Annotated in this window: 16 protein-coding genes, 1 pseudogene and 1 other annotated feature; of the genes and pseudogenes, 3 read left to right on the forward strand and 14 right to left on the reverse strand. The window is 62.8% G+C overall.

Annotation, left to right across the window (positions count from 1 at the left end; all coding sequences use genetic code 11):
• The 5 genes and pseudogenes from ELH03_RS12290 to ELH03_RS12310 form a co-directional block, all read right to left on the reverse strand.
• Positions 1-698: pseudogene (locus tag ELH03_RS12290) on the reverse strand (DUF4405 domain-containing protein).
• A gap of 33 nt (positions 699-731) precedes the next feature.
• Entirely contained in the window at positions 732-1,214 is a 483-nt protein-coding gene (locus tag ELH03_RS12295; protein ID WP_128405361.1) for a cytochrome P460 family protein, read from the reverse strand.
• A gap of 57 nt (positions 1,215-1,271) precedes the next feature.
• Positions 1,272-1,688 (reverse strand): carboxymuconolactone decarboxylase family protein, encoded by a 417-nt coding sequence (locus tag ELH03_RS12300; protein ID WP_197727748.1) that lies wholly within the window; start codon positions 1,686-1,688, stop codon positions 1,272-1,274.
• A gap of 25 nt (positions 1,689-1,713) precedes the next feature.
• Positions 1,714-2,802: an alpha/beta hydrolase gene (locus ELH03_RS12305; protein ID WP_128412299.1), complete on the reverse strand. Its 1,089-nt coding sequence runs from the start codon at positions 2,800-2,802 to the stop codon at positions 1,714-1,716.
• Positions 2,803-2,943: 141 nt separating this feature from the next.
• Positions 2,944-3,843: a LysR family transcriptional regulator gene (locus tag ELH03_RS12310; protein WP_130766343.1), complete on the reverse strand. Its 900-nt coding sequence runs from the start codon at positions 3,841-3,843 to the stop codon at positions 2,944-2,946.
• A 156-nt stretch (positions 3,844-3,999) separates the two neighbouring features.
• Here ELH03_RS12310 and ELH03_RS12315 point away from each other — a divergent pair, with 156 nt between their 5' ends.
• Complete coding sequence (locus ELH03_RS12315; RefSeq protein WP_128400517.1) at positions 4,000-4,989, forward strand: aldo/keto reductase; 990 nt, start codon at positions 4,000-4,002, stop codon at positions 4,987-4,989.
• Positions 4,990-5,083: 94 nt separating this feature from the next.
• Here ELH03_RS12315 and ELH03_RS12320 read toward each other — a convergent pair whose 3' ends face one another.
• From ELH03_RS12320 to ELH03_RS12345, 6 genes are all read right to left on the reverse strand, one after another.
• Positions 5,084-6,268 carry a DUF1501 domain-containing protein gene (locus ELH03_RS12320; protein ID WP_128400516.1) on the reverse strand — a complete coding sequence of 395 codons (1,185 nt, stop codon included), beginning with the start codon at positions 6,266-6,268 and terminating at the stop codon, positions 5,084-5,086.
• 115 nt (positions 6,269-6,383) lie between these two features.
• On the reverse strand, positions 6,384-7,895 hold the full coding sequence (locus tag ELH03_RS12325; RefSeq protein WP_130766344.1) for a DUF1800 domain-containing protein: 1,512 nt from the start codon (positions 7,893-7,895) through the stop codon (positions 6,384-6,386).
• Between the two features lie 184 nt (positions 7,896-8,079).
• Positions 8,080-8,427, reverse strand: coding sequence for a DMT family protein (locus ELH03_RS12330; protein WP_003560330.1), 348 nt, complete (start codon positions 8,425-8,427; stop codon positions 8,080-8,082).
• A 270-nt stretch (positions 8,428-8,697) separates the two neighbouring features.
• On the reverse strand, positions 8,698-9,948 hold the full coding sequence (locus ELH03_RS12335) for an MFS transporter (RefSeq protein ID WP_128400514.1): 1,251 nt from the start codon (positions 9,946-9,948) through the stop codon (positions 8,698-8,700).
• A gap of 420 nt (positions 9,949-10,368) precedes the next feature.
• Complete coding sequence (locus ELH03_RS12340; RefSeq protein WP_128400513.1) at positions 10,369-11,178, reverse strand: class I SAM-dependent methyltransferase; 810 nt, start codon at positions 11,176-11,178, stop codon at positions 10,369-10,371.
• Between the two features lie 81 nt (positions 11,179-11,259).
• Positions 11,260-12,171 (reverse strand): AraC family transcriptional regulator, encoded by a 912-nt coding sequence (locus tag ELH03_RS12345; protein ID WP_128400512.1) that lies wholly within the window; start codon positions 12,169-12,171, stop codon positions 11,260-11,262.
• Between the two features lie 93 nt (positions 12,172-12,264).
• On the opposite strand from ELH03_RS12345, the gene ELH03_RS12350 reads away from it, so the two are divergent.
• Entirely contained in the window at positions 12,265-13,002 is a 738-nt protein-coding gene (locus ELH03_RS12350; protein ID WP_130766345.1) for an SDR family oxidoreductase, read from the forward strand.
• A 301-nt stretch (positions 13,003-13,303) separates the two neighbouring features.
• On the opposite strand, the gene ELH03_RS12355 is transcribed toward ELH03_RS12350, so the two are convergent.
• On the reverse strand, positions 13,304-14,185 hold the full coding sequence (locus ELH03_RS12355; RefSeq protein ID WP_128400510.1) for an NmrA/HSCARG family protein: 882 nt from the start codon (positions 14,183-14,185) through the stop codon (positions 13,304-13,306).
• Positions 14,186-14,285: 100 nt separating this feature from the next.
• Between ELH03_RS12355 and ELH03_RS12360 the strand changes: the two genes are divergently transcribed.
• Positions 14,286-15,209, forward strand: coding sequence for a LysR family transcriptional regulator (locus ELH03_RS12360; protein ID WP_128400509.1), 924 nt, complete (start codon positions 14,286-14,288; stop codon positions 15,207-15,209).
• Positions 15,210-15,282: 73 nt separating this feature from the next.
• On the opposite strand, the gene ELH03_RS12365 is transcribed toward ELH03_RS12360, so the two are convergent.
• Together ELH03_RS12365 and ELH03_RS12370 are read right to left on the reverse strand one after the other, a co-directional pair.
• Positions 15,283-16,749: a SulP family inorganic anion transporter gene (locus tag ELH03_RS12365; protein WP_130766346.1), complete on the reverse strand. Its 1,467-nt coding sequence runs from the start codon at positions 16,747-16,749 to the stop codon at positions 15,283-15,285.
• Between the two features lie 70 nt (positions 16,750-16,819).
• Positions 16,820-16,875, reverse strand: a sequence feature (sul1 is cis-regulatory element that is thought to sense ions involved in sulfur or methionine metabolism; They are found in Alphaproteobacteria).
• Between the two features lie 139 nt (positions 16,876-17,014).
• Complete coding sequence (locus tag ELH03_RS12370) at positions 17,015-17,266, reverse strand: hypothetical protein (RefSeq protein ID WP_128411882.1); 252 nt, start codon at positions 17,264-17,266, stop codon at positions 17,015-17,017.
• Positions 17,267-17,286: the final 20 nt, after the last annotated feature.

Consider the following 17,286-nt stretch of genomic DNA (forward strand, 5'->3'; position numbering starts at 1 on the left):
TCACTCGCCGGCATCCGTCACCCGCCGTACCCCACCCACCCATCGAAGCCAGACGACCGCGTAATGCGCAGCGCACGCACACGTCCCCAGGATCGCGATGTGATTCAGGAAGAACCCGATGGTGGACTCCTGGAAGTCCCAGAATCGATCGATGGCCGGGCAATGAGCCGGTCTCCGATTCCCATGACGAACAGGCTGTGGATGCCCCACGCCGCTATTGCGCCCGCCGCTGCGCGAAGGGATGCAGTCCTGATCGCGTTTGGGGCACCGACCCGCAAAAGCCTGCCTATGACGGCCATGATCATCGACCAGTGAAGGCCGAGATGGACGGCTGCGAGGATGAACGCCCAATAGGCCGCAAGGATGTGAATTTCGCGCGCCGTCGGCCCGCCGCTCACGGGAAGGAAAGCAAACACCATGCGGGAAATCAGCATGCTGGTCACCAGCAATGCTGATATCGCCAGGGCGATCGAGATATTCGACGCGATTGTCAAAAGGTTTGGCCTGCCGAGCGCCGCCTTTGGCAGCCTCGCCCACCACCGCCTGTTGAAGACGTTGTGCGAGACGAGAAGGACGAACATGCTAGTGCCGATCAACTCATGCGAGGTGTTGTCGAGCCACCAGTAGGCGAGCGCGGCCAAGAGCAGCCCGGCGGCGGTGAAGTCGAGCACGAGGCGGATCACGAAAAAGGGACTCACGATGCGACGCCCTCACCGGGGTCTCGATCCGGCCTAGTCAATGACGGCTCCGTCAAATTCCTTGAGAGCGTCGAGGGTGTAGAGGAAGTCTTCGTCGGCCCTGGACGAATGACAGGACTGGCACCGCGCCGTGTTCTCGGCCATGTTGACGCTGCCGTCCGGCTTGAACCATTGGAACTGCCAGTCGCCGGTGCGACGGTCTTCGTCATAATCGCTGCCCCAGCCGGAACCCTTTTCCATGACGAAGGTGCGATAGACTTCCCCATCACGGTAATCGACCAGCACGAAGTGCGTACCGTCTGGAACGGGCTGCCCATTCTTCACAGCCTGGATGGCTTCGTTCGTCGTCATGATGTGCTCGGTCACGTTGCCGCGCCTGACGGTCGTGTAATGAACGAGGCCTGCCAATTCGGGCAGCGTCGTCCGGTTCGGTTCGGCATCGACGTTCCAGCCGACCAGAACCACGGCGCCAGCCATGGCAAAGAGAATGGAAATGCGCTTGATGAGATGACGCATGGATGTCTTTTCCTGGTTTTGTGCGGAAGATTCGGTAAAGGCGGAAGGCGGCTCGTCTCATTCGCGTCCGAAGACGTCCTTTGCGACGGCAACGGCCGAGACCGCGTTCGGCCAGCCGGCGTAGAAGGCAAGGTGGGTGATCGTCTCGATCAGCTCGTCCTCGGTCACACCGTTCTGGCGGGCCATGGCAAGATGGGATCTGAGCTGGTCGGGCCGGTTCATAGCGATCAGCGCGGCAACAGTGACCAGGCTGCGATCCCGCTTCGACAGCTGCGGGCGCTCCCATATGTCGCCATAGAGGACGTCGTCTGTCAGTTCCGCCAGCTTCGGCGCGGTCGCGCCCATCAGTTGCTGGGCGCGCGAGCGCCGGGACTTATCGTCCTCTTCGGCCGGTGCCTGAGCACTGACGACGCCCGGCAGAACGGCCAGCATCACGCTGGCGGACAGCATCAAGTTTCCCAACAATTGTTTCATGGTCTTCACCTCATGATTTCCGGGATCAGTCGAGCTTCCTCTCGCTAAGGAAAGCCGAGACCAGGTCAGCGATCTGGATGTTGTTCAGGTCGGAGAACGCGAAGTGGGTGTTACCGCGGATGCCGATCTCGGGAAGGTGCACGACGGTGACATCGCCGCCATGCTTGTTCACGGTGTCCCGCCACAGGCGGGCCATTGCCAGGCGCACCCGCCAGCTGTCCTGTGCCGGCATCGTCGTTGGCTGGTCGGGGATGTTGTCGCCATAGTAGATGACGATCGGGATCTTGGTCAGCTTGATGAAGTCGTCCATCGGCACCGGCACGCCCTTCAGCGTGTCGAAGGCGCTCGGCATATCGGCGGGGACCTCGCCTGCCGGAAACACGAAGCTGCTGCCGGGTTCGAAGGCGACGATGGCTTTAACCTTGTCGCTTTTGATGGCCGTTAGCCAGCCCGGTCCGCCGCCCTGCGAGTGAGTGAAAAGAATGCCGGGACCGATTTTCTCGAACAGCTTTGCCACCGCATTGGACACAACGTCCATATCGAACGGCCCGGTGTTCGGCGTCATCGCGCGGAAGTACTGGTTCAGCGCTTCCGGATCACGGGAGAATTGCACGCCGTCGAAATAGTTCGGCCAGATACCAACGCGAAACTGGTTGAACCAGAGCTGCTCGTCCGCTGTCGGCTTCACCACCGTCTCGGCCATGCTCCGCCCGGCCCCGCCCCGGCGCGGCTGGTCGAGGAGATAGGTGGAGAAGCCTCGACGCAGGAAGATATTCTGGAAGCCTTCGCGGCCGTCGGGCGTCGTCTCCCAGGTCTTGGAGAATTGTCCGGCACCGTGCCACATCACGATCGGATACTGACGCGGGTTTGCCGGCACCTGATAGAAGGCAAAGGCATGATCGCCGTGATAGGTCTGCCCCGCGGGATCGAGAGGTTTCAGCGGATCGAAGGTTCCGGGCGCCGTCGTGCTGGTTCCCCCGACGGCAAAGCTGCCCTGCTCCTGGATGACCAATGGCTCGGGCTTTACCGCATCGGCAGCCGTCGCCAATGGCGCGGCAAGCTGCGCTGAGGCAAGCAGCAATGCGGCCAGGGTGTTGGACAATCCATATCGCATGTCGGCTTCTCGCTTCGTTTCAGATGGCGAGAAGGTAGCGGCATCGGACGGAAAGGATTAGCCGGCCTGAACAGCTAGGGTCTATTAGGCTGACTAATTAATCACAGGCTGTTGATAAGCCGTGATGGAATAAAATCGGCACTATTTTCCTCTATAGCGTAGCGCATCGACGAACAGGGTGAAGGCGGGAGATGCATGCCGCCTGTTCGGATAGTAGAGATGGTATCCTGGGAAAGGCTGGCACCAGTCCTTGAGAACCCGGATCAGGCGCCCGTCTTCAATGTAGGACTGAACCTGATCCTCGGGCATGTAGGCCAGCCCCAGACCGTCCAACACGGCGCCGATCCTCATGGCAACGTTGTTGAACACGGCCTGGCCCTCGACACGGACGCGCAATTCACGTCCGTCCTTCTCGAACTCCCAGGGATACATGGTCCCGTGCGTCGGCAACCGCATGTTGATGCAGTTGTGCGCCGTCAGATCCTGAGGGACATCAGGGCGCGGATGGTGCTCGAAATAGGCGGGCGCTCCGACGACCGCCATGCATATCTCGGGGCCGATCCGGACCGCGATCATGTCCTTTGCCAAATGCTCGCCGAGCCGGATGCCGGCGTCGTAACGCTCGGCGACGATGTCGGTCAGGCCGTAGTCGACGATCACCTCGACATTTATATCGGGATGACCAGGAAGAAACCGAGCCAATGCCGGGGCGAGAACGGAAATCGCCGGATGCTCGCCTGCCGTGATGCGAATGGTGCCCGCCGGCCGCTCGCGCATTTCGCTGAGCGCGGCGATCTCGAACTGGATTTCTTCAAATCTCGGTCCGACCCGTTCCAGCAGACGTTCTCCTGCCTGCGTCGGCGACACGCTTCTGGTCGTGCGGGTCAAAAGGCGAAGCCCGAGCTTCTCTTCGAGACCGCGCACCGTCTGGCTCAGCGCCGATTGCGACACGCCGAGCTTGGCGGCCGCCCTGGTAAAGCTCCGCTCCCTGGCGACGGTGAGAAAGGCCACGAGTTCGTTGAAATTGTTGTCCTGAGGCATTCATTAGTCCGTCTTATAGGTTCATGCGCATTACAGCATCTAATCGAAAGCTGACACGAGGACTAAGTTCACGTCAACTCGACCGCGAGACCGGCTGCTCCCGCGCCGCGGAACGGACTGCCCCGAGCCCAAACAAAACCAGGAATGGATACGACCATGAAAACACGCACTATCGGCGATCTCCAAGTCTCGGCACTTGGTCTCGGCTGCATGAGCATGAGCGCCGCTTACGGCCCGCCCGCCGATGAAGGTGACATGATCAGATTGATGCGCACCGCCCATCAGCAGGGCGTGACCTTGTTCGATACGGCCGAAGCCTATGGCCCTTTCGTCAATGAAGAGCTTGTCGGCAAAGCGCTCGCACCGATCCGCGACCAGGTGGTCATCGCCACCAAATTCGGCTTTGATATCGATCAGCAAACCGGTGAACGCCGCGGCGGCACGAATAGCCGCCCCGAACATGTCAAGGCAGTTGCCGATGCTTGCCTGCGCCGCCTGAAGACGGACCGCATCGACCTGTTCTATCAGCATCGCGTCGATCCCGACGTGCCGATCGAAGACGTGGCCGGTGCCGTCAAGGACCTGATCGCAGCCGGCAAGGTCAAACATTTCGGCCTTTCCGAAGCCGGCGTTCAGACGATCCGCCGCGCCCATGCCGTCCAGAAGGTGACAGCCGTCCAGAGCGAATATTCGCTCTTCTGGCGCGGCCCCGAGGCGGAACTGCTGCCCACCCTTGAGGAACTCGGCATCGGTTTCGTGCCCTTTAGCCCACTCGGCGCAGGCTTTTTGACCGGTAAGATCGACGAGAATACCAAGTTCGATCCAAGCGATTTCCGCAACAGCGTGCCGCGTTTTTCGCCCGAGGCGCGCAAGGCCAATTTTGCGCTCGTCGACCTGATCAAGCGGATCGGCGACCGCAAGGGCGCAACACCCGCGCAGATCGCCCTCTCCTGGCTACTGTCCCAAAAGCCATGGATCGTCCCGATCCCCGGAACAACGAAGCAGCATCGGCTGGAAGAGAATCTCGGGGCGGTAGACGTCGACCTGCTGCCCGACGACCTCGCCGAAATCGACGCAGCCCTCTCCGGCATCGAGGTTCAAGGCGAGCGGCTTCCCGAGGCAGCGCTGAAGATGACTGGCCACTAAAGGCCTATCACCCCGGCCCCTCGCTTGGGCTCAGGGCGTTCGGCCCTGCGATCGATTCACTGGATCGATCGCTCCCGCTTTGCGGGACCGGGCCTCACCCACGCAGAAACTGCGACCCCTTGTCGAACCCCAGCCCCGGAAAGATCTTCCCCGTCAAATCATCGGCAGACACATCGAACTGCCGGTAGAGCATCGCCGCGGCGAGTTCGCGCACGTCGGCGGTCGGCATCAGGTCGCGGTCGTCGAGCAGCTGGCCGTCGCCGATGCCCGGCCAACGGCCGAGGATGCGGCCGCCGTTGATGGCGCCACCGGCAAGCAGCGCGCAGCCGCCGGTGCCGTGGTCGGTGCCGGCTGAGCCGTTCTGGCGCACCGTGCGGCCGAACTCGGTCATGGCAAGCACCACCGTCTTTGCCCAGATCTCGGGCCCGAGCGTGGTCTTCAGCGTATTGATCGCCTGCGAAAGGTCCTGCACCGGCCGCTTGAACTGGCCGGCCTGGCCGATATGCGTGTCCCAGCCGCTGATCGAGAAGCTGGCGATGCGGTAATCGCCCTTCAGCATGTTGCCGGCGAGCGCCGCCACATCGGCGATCTTGGCGCCGCGCTGGCCCTCCGGCTCGACCATCATCGAGGCGGTGTCAGCCCGTGTCGCCTCGGCAAGCGCCTCGGCGAACGGCGGATCGCCGGCATAGAGCCGCGCCAGGAACTGCATCTCGTCGCGCGCCGGCGTCAGATTGGAATCCGACGCCCAGACATCGACATTGTTGGGTCCGGAGAGGATCAGCTCCGTTGAAGTGTTGATGTCGATCGCCTTGCGCGCATCCGAGCGCGGAATGACGGCGAGCGCCCGATTCAGCCAGCCGGTCTTTTCCTCGGCGACATGCTCGCCGCCGGATTCCAGCATGTCCTGCCCGTCGAAATGGCTGCGCTGGTCGCGGTAGGGCGTCGATACCGCATGCACGAAGGCAAGCTCGCGGCTCTTCCACAGCGGCATCAGCTCGGCCGCCGCAGGATTGAGGCCAAAATGGCCATCGAGATCGAGAAGCCCGGTATCGGGCGTCAGCGCCAGTGCCGGCCTGAGCGCCGCAAAGCCGGCATCGCCATAGGGCTGCACAAGATCCAGCCCGTCCATCGCGCCGCGCAGCACGATGGTGACGAAACGGTTGTCACCCGGCATCGCCGCGAAAGTGACCGGCGTGAAGACGGGGGCGGCGGCAAGACAGCAGGCAGAGGTCAGAAAGCCGCGGCGGGACAGCGAAATCCGGTTCATGGGCAGCGTCATGGGCGAGGCCTCCTAAGCAGGTTCCGGAAAAGTGTCCAACGGTTTTCCGGCCAGAACCTGCGACAAAACAAGGGAGCTAAGCAGACGAAGCGTTGGCTTGCCAACGAAAGTCTGGTTAGCGGCGATTGAATTCGGGCGATGCCAGCACCAGCGTCAGCCCGCTGATCTTGTTCGGCGCCTGCGACACCACGCGGATCGTCTCGTCGCGGGCAGCATCGGCAAGCGTCGACTTCAGGAATTCGCGCGGATCCTCATCCCGGCCGAACTGTGCTGCGGCCCGCCTTGCCCAGGCCAGCCGCTCGGCGAGCTGGCTGCCGGTGATCCAGGCGGAGAAGCCTTCCTCGAAACCGGCCGGGCTCGGCGGCAGCCAGGTCGGCTGCCCCATGCGCCTGAGTGCCCCCTGCCCCAGCGCCCGCGCCGTCTGGAAGGCTTTGAGGCGCTTCTCCCTCGCCTCGCCGGCAGGATCCGTCGTCACTGGCGATCCTGCCATGCCAGGCGTGTTCGCCGCCATGTCGCCCTCATCAGTACCCTGCTGGTTGGCCGCGAGGAAACTGCCGACAACGCCGTTGACCGGTCCCGCATTCAGCGCCCTCAGGCCGGCGACGACATAATCGAAGGGCTGGCGCGCCTTGGCGCCCTCGTCGCGCCAGGCGGCAGGATGGTCGAGCATGGCGGTGTAGACGGCGGTCAGGTCGCCATCCGTCTTCTTCCAGGCTTCGGCCATGTCGGACACCATCCCCTCGTCTGGCTGGTCGGAGATGAAATGCACCGCGAGCTTGTGGCTGATATGCGCCGCCGTCTTCGGATGGAGCGCGAGATCGTCGAGCATGTCGAGATAATCGTCGCGCGAGCGCCTGCGCCCGCCATAGCTGACGCCGAGCACCTCATGCTCGCCGGGCTCCGAAATATTCGGCCGGAAGGCGATGTCCATCTCCTTGCGGTCGATGGTGAGCCCCGTCAGCACCATGGCTGCCGCGGTCACATCCGCCTGGCTATAGCCGCTGCCAGCGCCGAGCGTGTGCAGCTCCAGCAGTTCGCGGCCGAGATTTTCGTTCAGCCCCTTGTTGCGTTTCATGCCGCCGGCCGAATCCGGCCCGAGCGAATCCGCCTGGTCGAGATAGATCAGCATGGCCGGATGGGCGGTGGCATTGCGCAAGAGATCGCCGAACCTGCCTGAGATGAACGGCCGGATCGCCTCGGCCTCGTAGAGCGGCACGATGAGGCGCATCGGCAGGCTCTTGTTGGCGCTGGTGGAGAAATGATCGGTCCAGAAGGTCGCCAGCCGCTCGTAGAAGCCGTACGGCGACAACACCGCCTGCATCAGCCGCAGGTTCGAATCATGTTGAAACTGCTGCTGCGCCTGGCGCTGCACCCCTTTGCGCATCTCGCGCTGCGTCGTATCGTCGGTCACCGTCTTGGCGTCCTGACGGATCTGCTTGAGCTGCTCCTGCAGGCTGAGGATCGCCCGGTGGCGCATATCGGGACCGCCAAGGGGAAAGTCCGGCATCGCCGCCACCCCCTTGCGCAGCTGGCCGATGAGCTCGTCCTTGCTGCTCGGCGGCGCCTCGCCTGGCCGGAAACCATAGCCGAACCGGAGCGCCGCCATCGTCGGGAAAGACAGGCTCATGGCAGATCACCTCCTGATCACTGCTGAAGCAATTCCAGCAAAAGCGCACAGCGGTTTTGCGCCCGGAATGCGCAAAACCAAAAGCTTGAGGTGACAGGCTGCCAGCCGATTGCGACCGCAATCTGTAGGAAATGCGGCAATATCTAGACATGGACGATTTGTAATCTATTGAAAAGGCTAAAGTTTATGCACGGAAGATGAAGGATGCACCAATTGCGATCAGGGCAAAGCCAATCGCATGGTTCCAGGTGAGGTTCTCGCCGAGCCAGAAAATCGAGAAGCCGGAAAAGACGATCAGCGTGATCACCTCCTGCATCGTCTTCAACTGCGCCGTCGTATAGACCGCCGAGCCGATACGGTTGGCCGGCACCGCCAGGCAATATTCGAAAAAGGCGATGCCCCAGCTGACGATGATGGCGAGGAAGATCGCGCTGCTCTTGTGCTTGAGATGCCCGTACCAGGCAAAGGTCATGAAGATGTTGGAGGCAAACAGCATGACGACGGGCCAGACGGCGGCGGGAGAAAAGGACATGGAATAACTCGGGACTGTAGAGGGAAAGATCGATCCGGCGAGATGCCAGCGGGCCTTACCTAGCACGCCGTCATTCGACGGCAAGCCCTCAAGGCTCGGACCAATCGTCTCACGCGACTGATTGGGATCAGCGGCAGCTCGCGCAGCGGCTTGCCTTCCAGCATCAGCCTGTTGCGGTCGGCGTTTTAAGATCGCATCTGCGGTTGCAAAGTGCTGAGGAGTTGAAAGGCCGGCGACAAGTGCCGCCGGCCTTCATAACCGCAGGCAGCGCTAGATTCGCATCGCGCCATGCGGTTCCTCGGCCTCCTCCGTGCCGAAGCGGACGTCCTTCTTCTCGTAGCCGAAGCCGGCAAGGGCCGCGACGATGAGCGCCACCACGGCCGCGACGATCAAGAGCGCATAGGCATAGTCGCCGTCCCAGCGGGCGGCCAGCCCCGCCTGCAGCGTCGCATTGCCCGAGGCGAGCAAGTTGCCGAGCTGGTAGGCGAAGCCAGGAAAGGTGCCGCGCACCTCGTCGGGCGACAGCTCGTTCAGATGCACCGGCACGATGCCCCAGGCGCCCTGGACGAAGAACTGCATCAGGAAAGCGCCGATGGCGAGCAGCACCGGCCCCGGCGCATAGGCCCAGAGCGGCGCGACGGGTATTGCGATCAGTGCGGCGATGACGATAGCCTTCTTCCGGCCGATCCGCTGCGACAGCGCCCCGAAGAACAGCCCGCCGCAGATCGCCCCGATATTGTAGACGATGGCGATCGCGCCGACCGTATAGCTCGAATAGTTGCGCTGCGTCTCGAGGAAGGTCGGGTAGATGTCCTGCGTGCCGTGGCTAAAGAAGTTGAACGCCGTCATCAAAAGCACCGCCCAGATGAACAGCGGAATATTCTCGCGCAAGACCGTCAGGAACGGCCGGCGGCCCTCGGCCTGCCGCTTCAGGAAGGCCGGGCTCTCCTCGACATTGCGTCTGATGTAGAGCACCAGCAGCGCCGGCACCGCGCCAACAAAAAACATGCCACGCCAGCCGATGACCGGGAAGAGCAGGAAGAACACGATCGAGGCGATGAGATAGCCCGAGGGATACCCGGCTTGCAGGATGCCGGAAACGATGCCGCGGCTTTCCTCCGGCACCGTCTCCATAACAAGCGAGGCGCCGACGCCCCATTCGCCGCCCATGGCGATGCCGTAGAGCGCCCTGAGCACAAGGAACATGGTGAGCCCTGTCGAGAAGCCGGTCAGGAATTCGAACAGCGAATAAAGCAGCACGTCGGCCATCAGCGTGATGCGCCGCCCGTAACGGTCGGCCGCCAGCCCGAAGATCAGCGCGCCGAGCGCCCGCATGGCAAGCGTCAGGAAGATCGCCACCGACACGGCGGGAACGTCGGTGTGGAATTCCTCGGCGATATATTTGAGAACGAAGACGAGAATGAAGAAATCGAAAGCGTCGAGTGTCCAGCCGAGATAGCTGGCGATGACGGTGTTGCGCTGCTGCGGCGTCAGCCGGCGCAGGCTTTCCAAAGCGGACATCTGATATTCCTCCGTCCGAAAGCGGCGGCGAGGCGGGCAATTCCGGATGCCGTCGGAAGGGGTGCCCGAAACGGGCGGGTGATGCTGTTACGGCAGCGTTTGCAGTCGGAGACAGCGGGCAATAACGTCAGCAATGCTGCCCGTGTTCCATCACGATTGCCGTGATCGGCCGGCACGTCCAGCGCCACCATTGAAGGCATGCCACTCTCCAGCGCCTTTTGTTCTTGGCGCGGCATCCTCCAACGCCCCTGATCCTGAGGCGCGGAGCCCACAGCGCGAAGCCTCGAAGGACATGCCGCAACGCCGCTGCTTGCGTCCACTTGACGCCGGCCGCGCCGCCCCGTCCTTCGACGCGCCTCAGGGTTCTCTCCGGCGTTGCCACCATACCCACCACACTCGGTCGCAGCGAAAATGCCATGCCTAGCTCTGGCCCGGCACCCTGCCCCGGCACGCCCACGCCACCGATGCGAACGACCGCGGCCCATTCGGCTCGCCAGCCTCGTAAGCGGCCCTGACGGCGGCATCGACCGCCTTTCGCTTCGCCGAGTCGAGCCCTGCGACATATTTACCGAGCGGTCCCTCGCCGGCGGCGATCGGGCCCCAGTAATCCTCGAAGGAAAGATATTCCATCCGGATCAGCAGCGAGGTCTCCTCAACATCGGCTAGGCCCTGCGCGATGAAGCTCTCCTGCATTTCCCCCGGCCGCATCATCGGCTGGAAACAATATTTGCGCCGCAGGGGCAGCGCGCCCTCATCAAGCATCGCCACCGTATCCCACATCATCCGCATGCCGGACATGCCGCCATAATGGTCCCAGACGGCGGCCGCGACCACGCCACCCGGGCGCACCACACGGCGCATCTCGGATACCGCCTTTCCCGCCTCCGGCACGAAATGCAGTACGAGCAGCGCCATCGCCCTGTCGAAGCGATTATCCTCGAAGGGAAGCGCGCAGGCATCGGCCTGCTGGATCGATACGCGCGGATCGGTGTTGCGTCGCTTTGCCGCCTCGACGAAGACCGTTGAATAATCGATGGCGACGATCTCGCGAAGACCCGGTGTTTCCGCAAGGGTGAAGGTCAGGCTGCCAGTCCCGCAGCCGACATCGAGCACGCGATCCCCATCCGCCAGACCGGCGAAATCGACCAGCATCGGCGCCAGCTTCCTGCTCCAGCGCCCCATCAGCCGTTCATAACCATCCGCACTTTCGACATTGAAACTCGACGGCATTGAAGTCTCCCCTTCAAGGACGATGGTCTGCCGACGGACAATAGGATTCCCCAGCAACCCTAGCAAGCGGAACAGCCGTTCTCACCCGACCTTCGCGTCCGACCAGTAGCGCTTCGGTGCGCGCCCGAAGACACGCTTGAACGCGTTTCCGAAGGCGCTTTCGGAGGAATATCCGAGTGCCGCGGCAAGGCCGGCGACCGAGACATCCTCTCGGCGCAGGGCTTCGCGGGCGCGATGCATGCGCCAGCGCGTGACATAGTCGAGGGGTGCAACGCCGACCAGTTCCTTGAAACGTTGCGCAAAGGCGGAGCGCGACATGCCGATCCGGGTCGCCAGCGCCTCGACCGTCCAGCGATGGCCGGGGCTGTTGTGGATCAGGCTGATCGCCGCGCCGATCTGCGGATTTGTCAGCGCGCCGATCCATCCCGTTTCGGCAGCACCCTCCCGGCCCACATAGGCCCGCAGCGCCTGCACGAGCAGGATGTCGCCCATGCGCCGCGTCATCAGCGTCGAGCCCATCTGCCCGGCCTCGAGTTCGTCGTCGAGGGTTGCGAGCGTAGTGCTGAGGAGTGCGGCGCCGCGGTCGCTGGCCGGGATATGAATGAACGGCGGCAGCGCGTCGAGCAGCAGCCGGGCGTTGCCGCCTCCGATGACGAAGCTGCCGCCGATCAGCGCGGTCTCGCCACCGCCGTGCCGGGCGATGTTGGAATGCTCCCAGTCGAAGAAGGCGATCCCGTCCTCCGGCTCCCTATCGAGATCGTTGGCGATCACATAGGCGGGCGCATTGGCAAGCAGGAAGGTGTCGCCCGCGACAAGCGAAAATGGCGACTCACCCGGCAGAACGATCGAGCACGCGCCGCGGAGGACAGCAACGAACTTGAGCGCGGGCTTGGCCGGAAAACGAAACGCCCATTGCCCGCCGACCTCGAAACGCGTGCAGCGCGCACTCTCTATCTCGAGCAGCGAAAAGACATCGGACAAGGGATCGATCACGGGTTCTGGACGATCTCGACGAAATCAAAGAGCAACTAGCATAGATTCTCCAGGCAGTACCTGCAATCCTCAAAGGCACAAAGGAGAACGAAGATGCCTGATATCAAGGATAAGGTTATTGCAATCACGGGCGCCAGCAGCGGCATCGGCGAAGCCACAGCGCTGCTGCTGGCCGAGCGCGGTGCGAAGCTCGTGCTTGGAGCCCGCCGCGCCGACCGGCTGCAGGCCCTGGCGCGACGCATCGCCGAAAAAGGCGGCGAGGCCGTCTGCCTCGCCATGGACGTGAAAAAGCGCGAGGACCTCACAGCTCTCGTGGCGCTTGCCTGCAACAGCTATGGCAGGATCGACGTGATGATCAACAATGCCGGCATCGGGCCGATCTCCCTTCTTGATGAACTGCGGGTCGAGGATTGGCAGGAGATGATCGACGTTAACATCAAGGGCCCGCTCTATGGCATCGCCGCGGCCTTGCCGGTGTTCCGCCGGCAGGGTTCCGGCCACTTCGTCAGCACGCTCTCGACCGCCGGCCTCATCATCAAGCCGACCATGGCCGTCTATGCCGGCACGAAGAACGCCATGCGCACCATCGCCGAAGGCCTGCGGCTGGAGGCCGGCCCGCATCTGCGCGTCACCAACATCTCGCCGGGATTTATCAAGACCGATTTCGCGGGCTCCATGACCAGCCCAGAGATCAAGGCAGAGATGGCAAAGCGCATGGACGAGATGGCAATTTCACCCGATGCTATCGCCCGCGCCATAGCTTTCGCCATCGAGCAACCCGCCGATGTCGATATCAGCGACATCGTTGTTAGGCCGACCGCTCAGGCGTGAGGTATCGTTGGCAGCGGCGGCTCCTGTCTATCTCGAACAGCAGGACAATCGCCATGCGGCGTGGAAGCGATCGATCTGCCAGTCCAGCGCTCTTCAATTCTGCGATGTAGAGTTCGGACATGCCCTTTGCTCTCCGTCATGCCCGGGCTTGACCCGAGCATCCACGCGGCACCCGCGAGCGGCCGTGGCCCATGGATCCTCGGCTTAAGTGTAAAGCCCGAGGATAACGGAGAATGTGGCCAAGACCATCAAGGCATCACCTGTCGGTGACACCGGTCAGATCACCGGTGTCACAGCGAACTCAACCAGCCGCCTTATCGAGAACACTCCAGTCAAAACCGCGTGCCCAGTCGGCGTAGCTGTGCCATCCGACATCGGGGAAATCGCGGCGCAGGGCGGCGATATCGGCGTCGTAGCCGGTACGGTCGAACCATTCGAACATCAGCGCCGTATCCTCGCTCTGCTGCCGTATCGCCGCGATCGGCAATTCCCGGTAAGTGATGGGGCGGCCGAGCACCTCGGACAAGATCTTCGCCTGCTGCTCGCCGGACAATTCGTCGCCGGCAATATCGAAACGCTTGCCGAACACCTGCTCGCGCCTCTCGGCCAACGTCGCGACGAAAGCACCGATGTCATCGATGGTGACCTGTTGCAGCACGCGGGCGGGCGGCAGCGCTGCGGCATAGACGCCCTGACGCAGCCCGTCGATCGCCCAGGGCGCCACGGTGTTCTCCATGAAGGCGACGGGTGCGCTGATCGTGTAAGGGATGCCGAGGCCTGCAATGTGCTTCTCGACGAGATACTTGCTGTCGAAATGCGGAATGCCGGTCGTCTTGTCGGCATCGGCGACGGAGGAATAGATCAGGTGGCCGATGCCGGCGGCCTTTGCCGCATCGGCGGCGGCAATGCCCTGACGGGTTTCCGCGTCCGTTCCGGCCTCGTAGCTGTTGCCCATCAGGAACATCGCGTCGACGCCCTCTGCCGCCGCTGCCACGGATGCCGCGTCGTCAAGATCGCCGGCGACGACCTGGGCTCCTGCCGCGGTTAGCCGCTTTGCGCCGTCGCTCTCGGGCCGACGGGTGATCGCCTTGACGCGGTGTCCCCGCGTCATCAACGCGCGTGCAACCGCGCCGCCTTGCTGGCCGGTGGCGCCTGTGACCAGTACGCTTCGTGTGTTGCTCATCTGCCTGCTCCTTGTTGTGACTGATGCAGCAAAGTTAGGGCCTGTCACATTGAACCATAATGGCCTATAATTGGAAAACATCGTACCATACCAGGATACAATGCTCGATCTCAACGATATCATGATTTTCGCCCGCGTCGTCGAATCGGGCAGCTTCACCGCCGCCGCGCGCTTGCTCGGCATGCCGAAGACGACGGTCAGTCGCCGTATCGCCGCACTCGAGCGCGAACTCGGCATCCGGCTTCTGCAGCGCACGACCCGCAGCCTCAACCTGACCGCTTCGGGGCGTCTCTACTACGAAGAAAGCAGCCAGGCGCTGCGCACGATCGAGGGCGCCAACCAGCGGCTTGCCGAAGAGAGGGCCGAGCCTGCCGGCACGATCCGTATATCGGCGCCGGTCGGCTTCGGTGGCCACTTCCTCCAGGATGCGATCTTCGAATTTCTTTCGACCTACCCGAAGACGAGCGTCGAGCTGCGCCTGACCGACGACAGGCTGAACCTCGTCGAAAGCGGTATAGACCTCGCCTTCCGCACCGGCGTCCTCGAAGATTCTACCTTGGTGGCCCGCAAACTCGGTTCGATGCACCGCCTTCTCTGCGCAAACCCGGATTATCTCGCCCGCTGCGGCCCACCTGGTGTGCCTGAAGATCTCGCCCGCCACGACTGCGTCATCGCCGGCCAGGCCACACATGCGCAATGGTTGCTGGAAGGTCCGCACGGTCAGGAAACGGTCGCGGTTTCGGGCCGCTTCGCCGCCAACGAGATGCAGGCGGTGATGGCCGCCGCGATCGCCGGCCATGGCATCGCCCAATTGCCGCACCGATTCGCCGAAGCCTGCATCAAGGACGGGCGGCTGCGCCGCGTTCTCGACGGCTATACGACCCCGGCCGGCGGCTTGCATGTCGTCTATCCCAGCAGCCGACACCTGCCGCCTTTGGTCAAGGCATTCATCGAACTGGCCGTCAGACGGCTGAACGCCACGGGAATCGGCGGCGGCGATGATTTCGCGATCGTCTCGCGCTAGAACAGGATGTCGTCCGAAAACCGCTCACAGTTTTCGGCATCATGCTCTAGGAAATCCGCCCGCTCTCGCGCCGTCACACCTCTTTCAGCACCACCTTGCTGTCGAGGCTTCCGATCAAGGTCGCGCTCGCCTGGTTGAGGCCCACGACCTCCACGGCTATGCCGTGCGCCCCGAACCGTTGGACGACCTTGTCGAGTGCGGCAACGGCGGTGATGTCCCAGAAATGCGCTTCGGACACGTCGATCAGCACAGACTTGCCGATCGCGTCCTGAACGTCGAAGGCTTCGACGAAGACGTCGGACGATGCAAAGAACACCTGGCCGGACACGCGATAGGTCAACCGCCCGGTAGCTTGGTCGGGCGCCGCGTCGACGCGCAGCAGGCGGGCAACCTTGAAGGTGAAGAACACGCCGCTGAGCAGCACGCCAACCGTCACCCCGAGCGCCAGATTGGCGGTGAAGACGGTGACGACGACGGTTGCCACCATGACGGCGCTCGACATCCTGGGATGAACCACAACGGATCTAAGCGACGACCAGTCGAACGTGTCGATCGACACCATGACCATGATCGCCACCAGCGCGGCGACCGGAACCTCGGAGACCCACGGCTTCAGGAGCACCATCAGGATCAGCAGGAACGCGCCGGCAAATAGCGTCGAGAGCCGGCCGCGCCCACCATATTTCACGTTGCTCACCGTCTGGCCGATCATGCCGCAGCCGGCGATACCTCCGAACAGGCTCGCGGCCGCGTTGGCTAGGCCGAGACCAGTGCATTCACGGTTCTTCGAGCTTGGCGTATCCGTGAGATCGTCGACGACGCTCGCCGTCATCATCGATTCCAGCAACCCGACCATGGCGATGGCAAATGCAGGTCCGGCGATGATCCGAAACGTTTCAACCGTCAGCGGCACCGCCGGCCAGCCGAAAACAGGCAGCGAATCCGGCAGCTTGCCGAGGTCGGCGACGGTGAGAACGGGAAGTCCGAGCGCCATCGAAGCGACGGTCAGGATCAGGATGCAGATCAGCGGCGACGGGATCGCGGTGGTGATCCGCGGCGTCAGGTAAATGATGACAAGCCCGGCAATCAGCACGGCATATTCCATCCAGCCGGCGCCGACAATATGCGGCATCTGCGCGGCAAAGATCAGAATAGCCAGCGCATTGACGAAGCCGGTGCGGACGGATTTCGAGACGAAGCGCATCAACACGCCAAGCCGCAGCAGGCCGAAGGCGATCTGGATTAACCCCGCCAGCAGCCCGGCCGCAAAGAGATAGGGCAAGCCGTGGGCATGCACCAGCGGTGCCGCGACCAGCGCCACCGATCCGGCGGCGGCCGAAATCATCGCCGGGCGTCCGCCGGTAAAGGCGATAACGATGCCGATCACGAAAGAGGCGAACAGCCCGACCTCGGGATCGACCCCGGCCACGAACGAGAAAGCGATCACCTCGGGGATCAGAGCGAAGGTCGCCACCGCTCCGGCAAGCATTTCGCGCATGGGATTGGCGGACCAATCACGACGGATGGAGGAAAGCAGCATAGGATGGATTCTCGCAAAGCACGGCCGGACCCGCTCTGCCGAGCGGTCGCGTAATGGCATGCAGGTTTTGCGTTATCTGGCGGATCGGCGGCCAGAAGAGCCACCCGGGGTCTCACCGGGTCCGTGGTGAATGCCTGTTGTATAGACGAGATTTTTATCGCAGTGCAACATTCAATTGCGCTGAAATGAAAAACGCAGAAGTCGACGAGCAAGCCTCAGACACCCGAAGCGCGCGCTCCCTGCGCCTCTCTGGATTGCGGAACCCTCACTGCCAGAGGAAGTCCGGCCCGGTGCTCTGCGACGTCAGCTTGAGCGTCCCATCCGGTTGGACGACATAGGTTTCGAACACACGGTAACCGAAATCGCCAAGAAAGGTATTCTTGACCACCGTTCCTGGACGATAGGGCGAATGGAGGACCTCTCCGCCATAGGTGAGGCTGCCCGGAAGAGGCTGCGGATCCCCTGCGCTGGCGCAGGCCGAGAGGGCGAAAAGAACGCCAATGAGCGCATATTTCATCCGGACTATCTCCTCGGGCA

The sequence above is a fragment of the Rhizobium beringeri genome, assembly GCF_004306515.1.
GTDB lineage: Bacteria > Pseudomonadota > Alphaproteobacteria > Rhizobiales > Rhizobiaceae > Rhizobium > Rhizobium beringeri.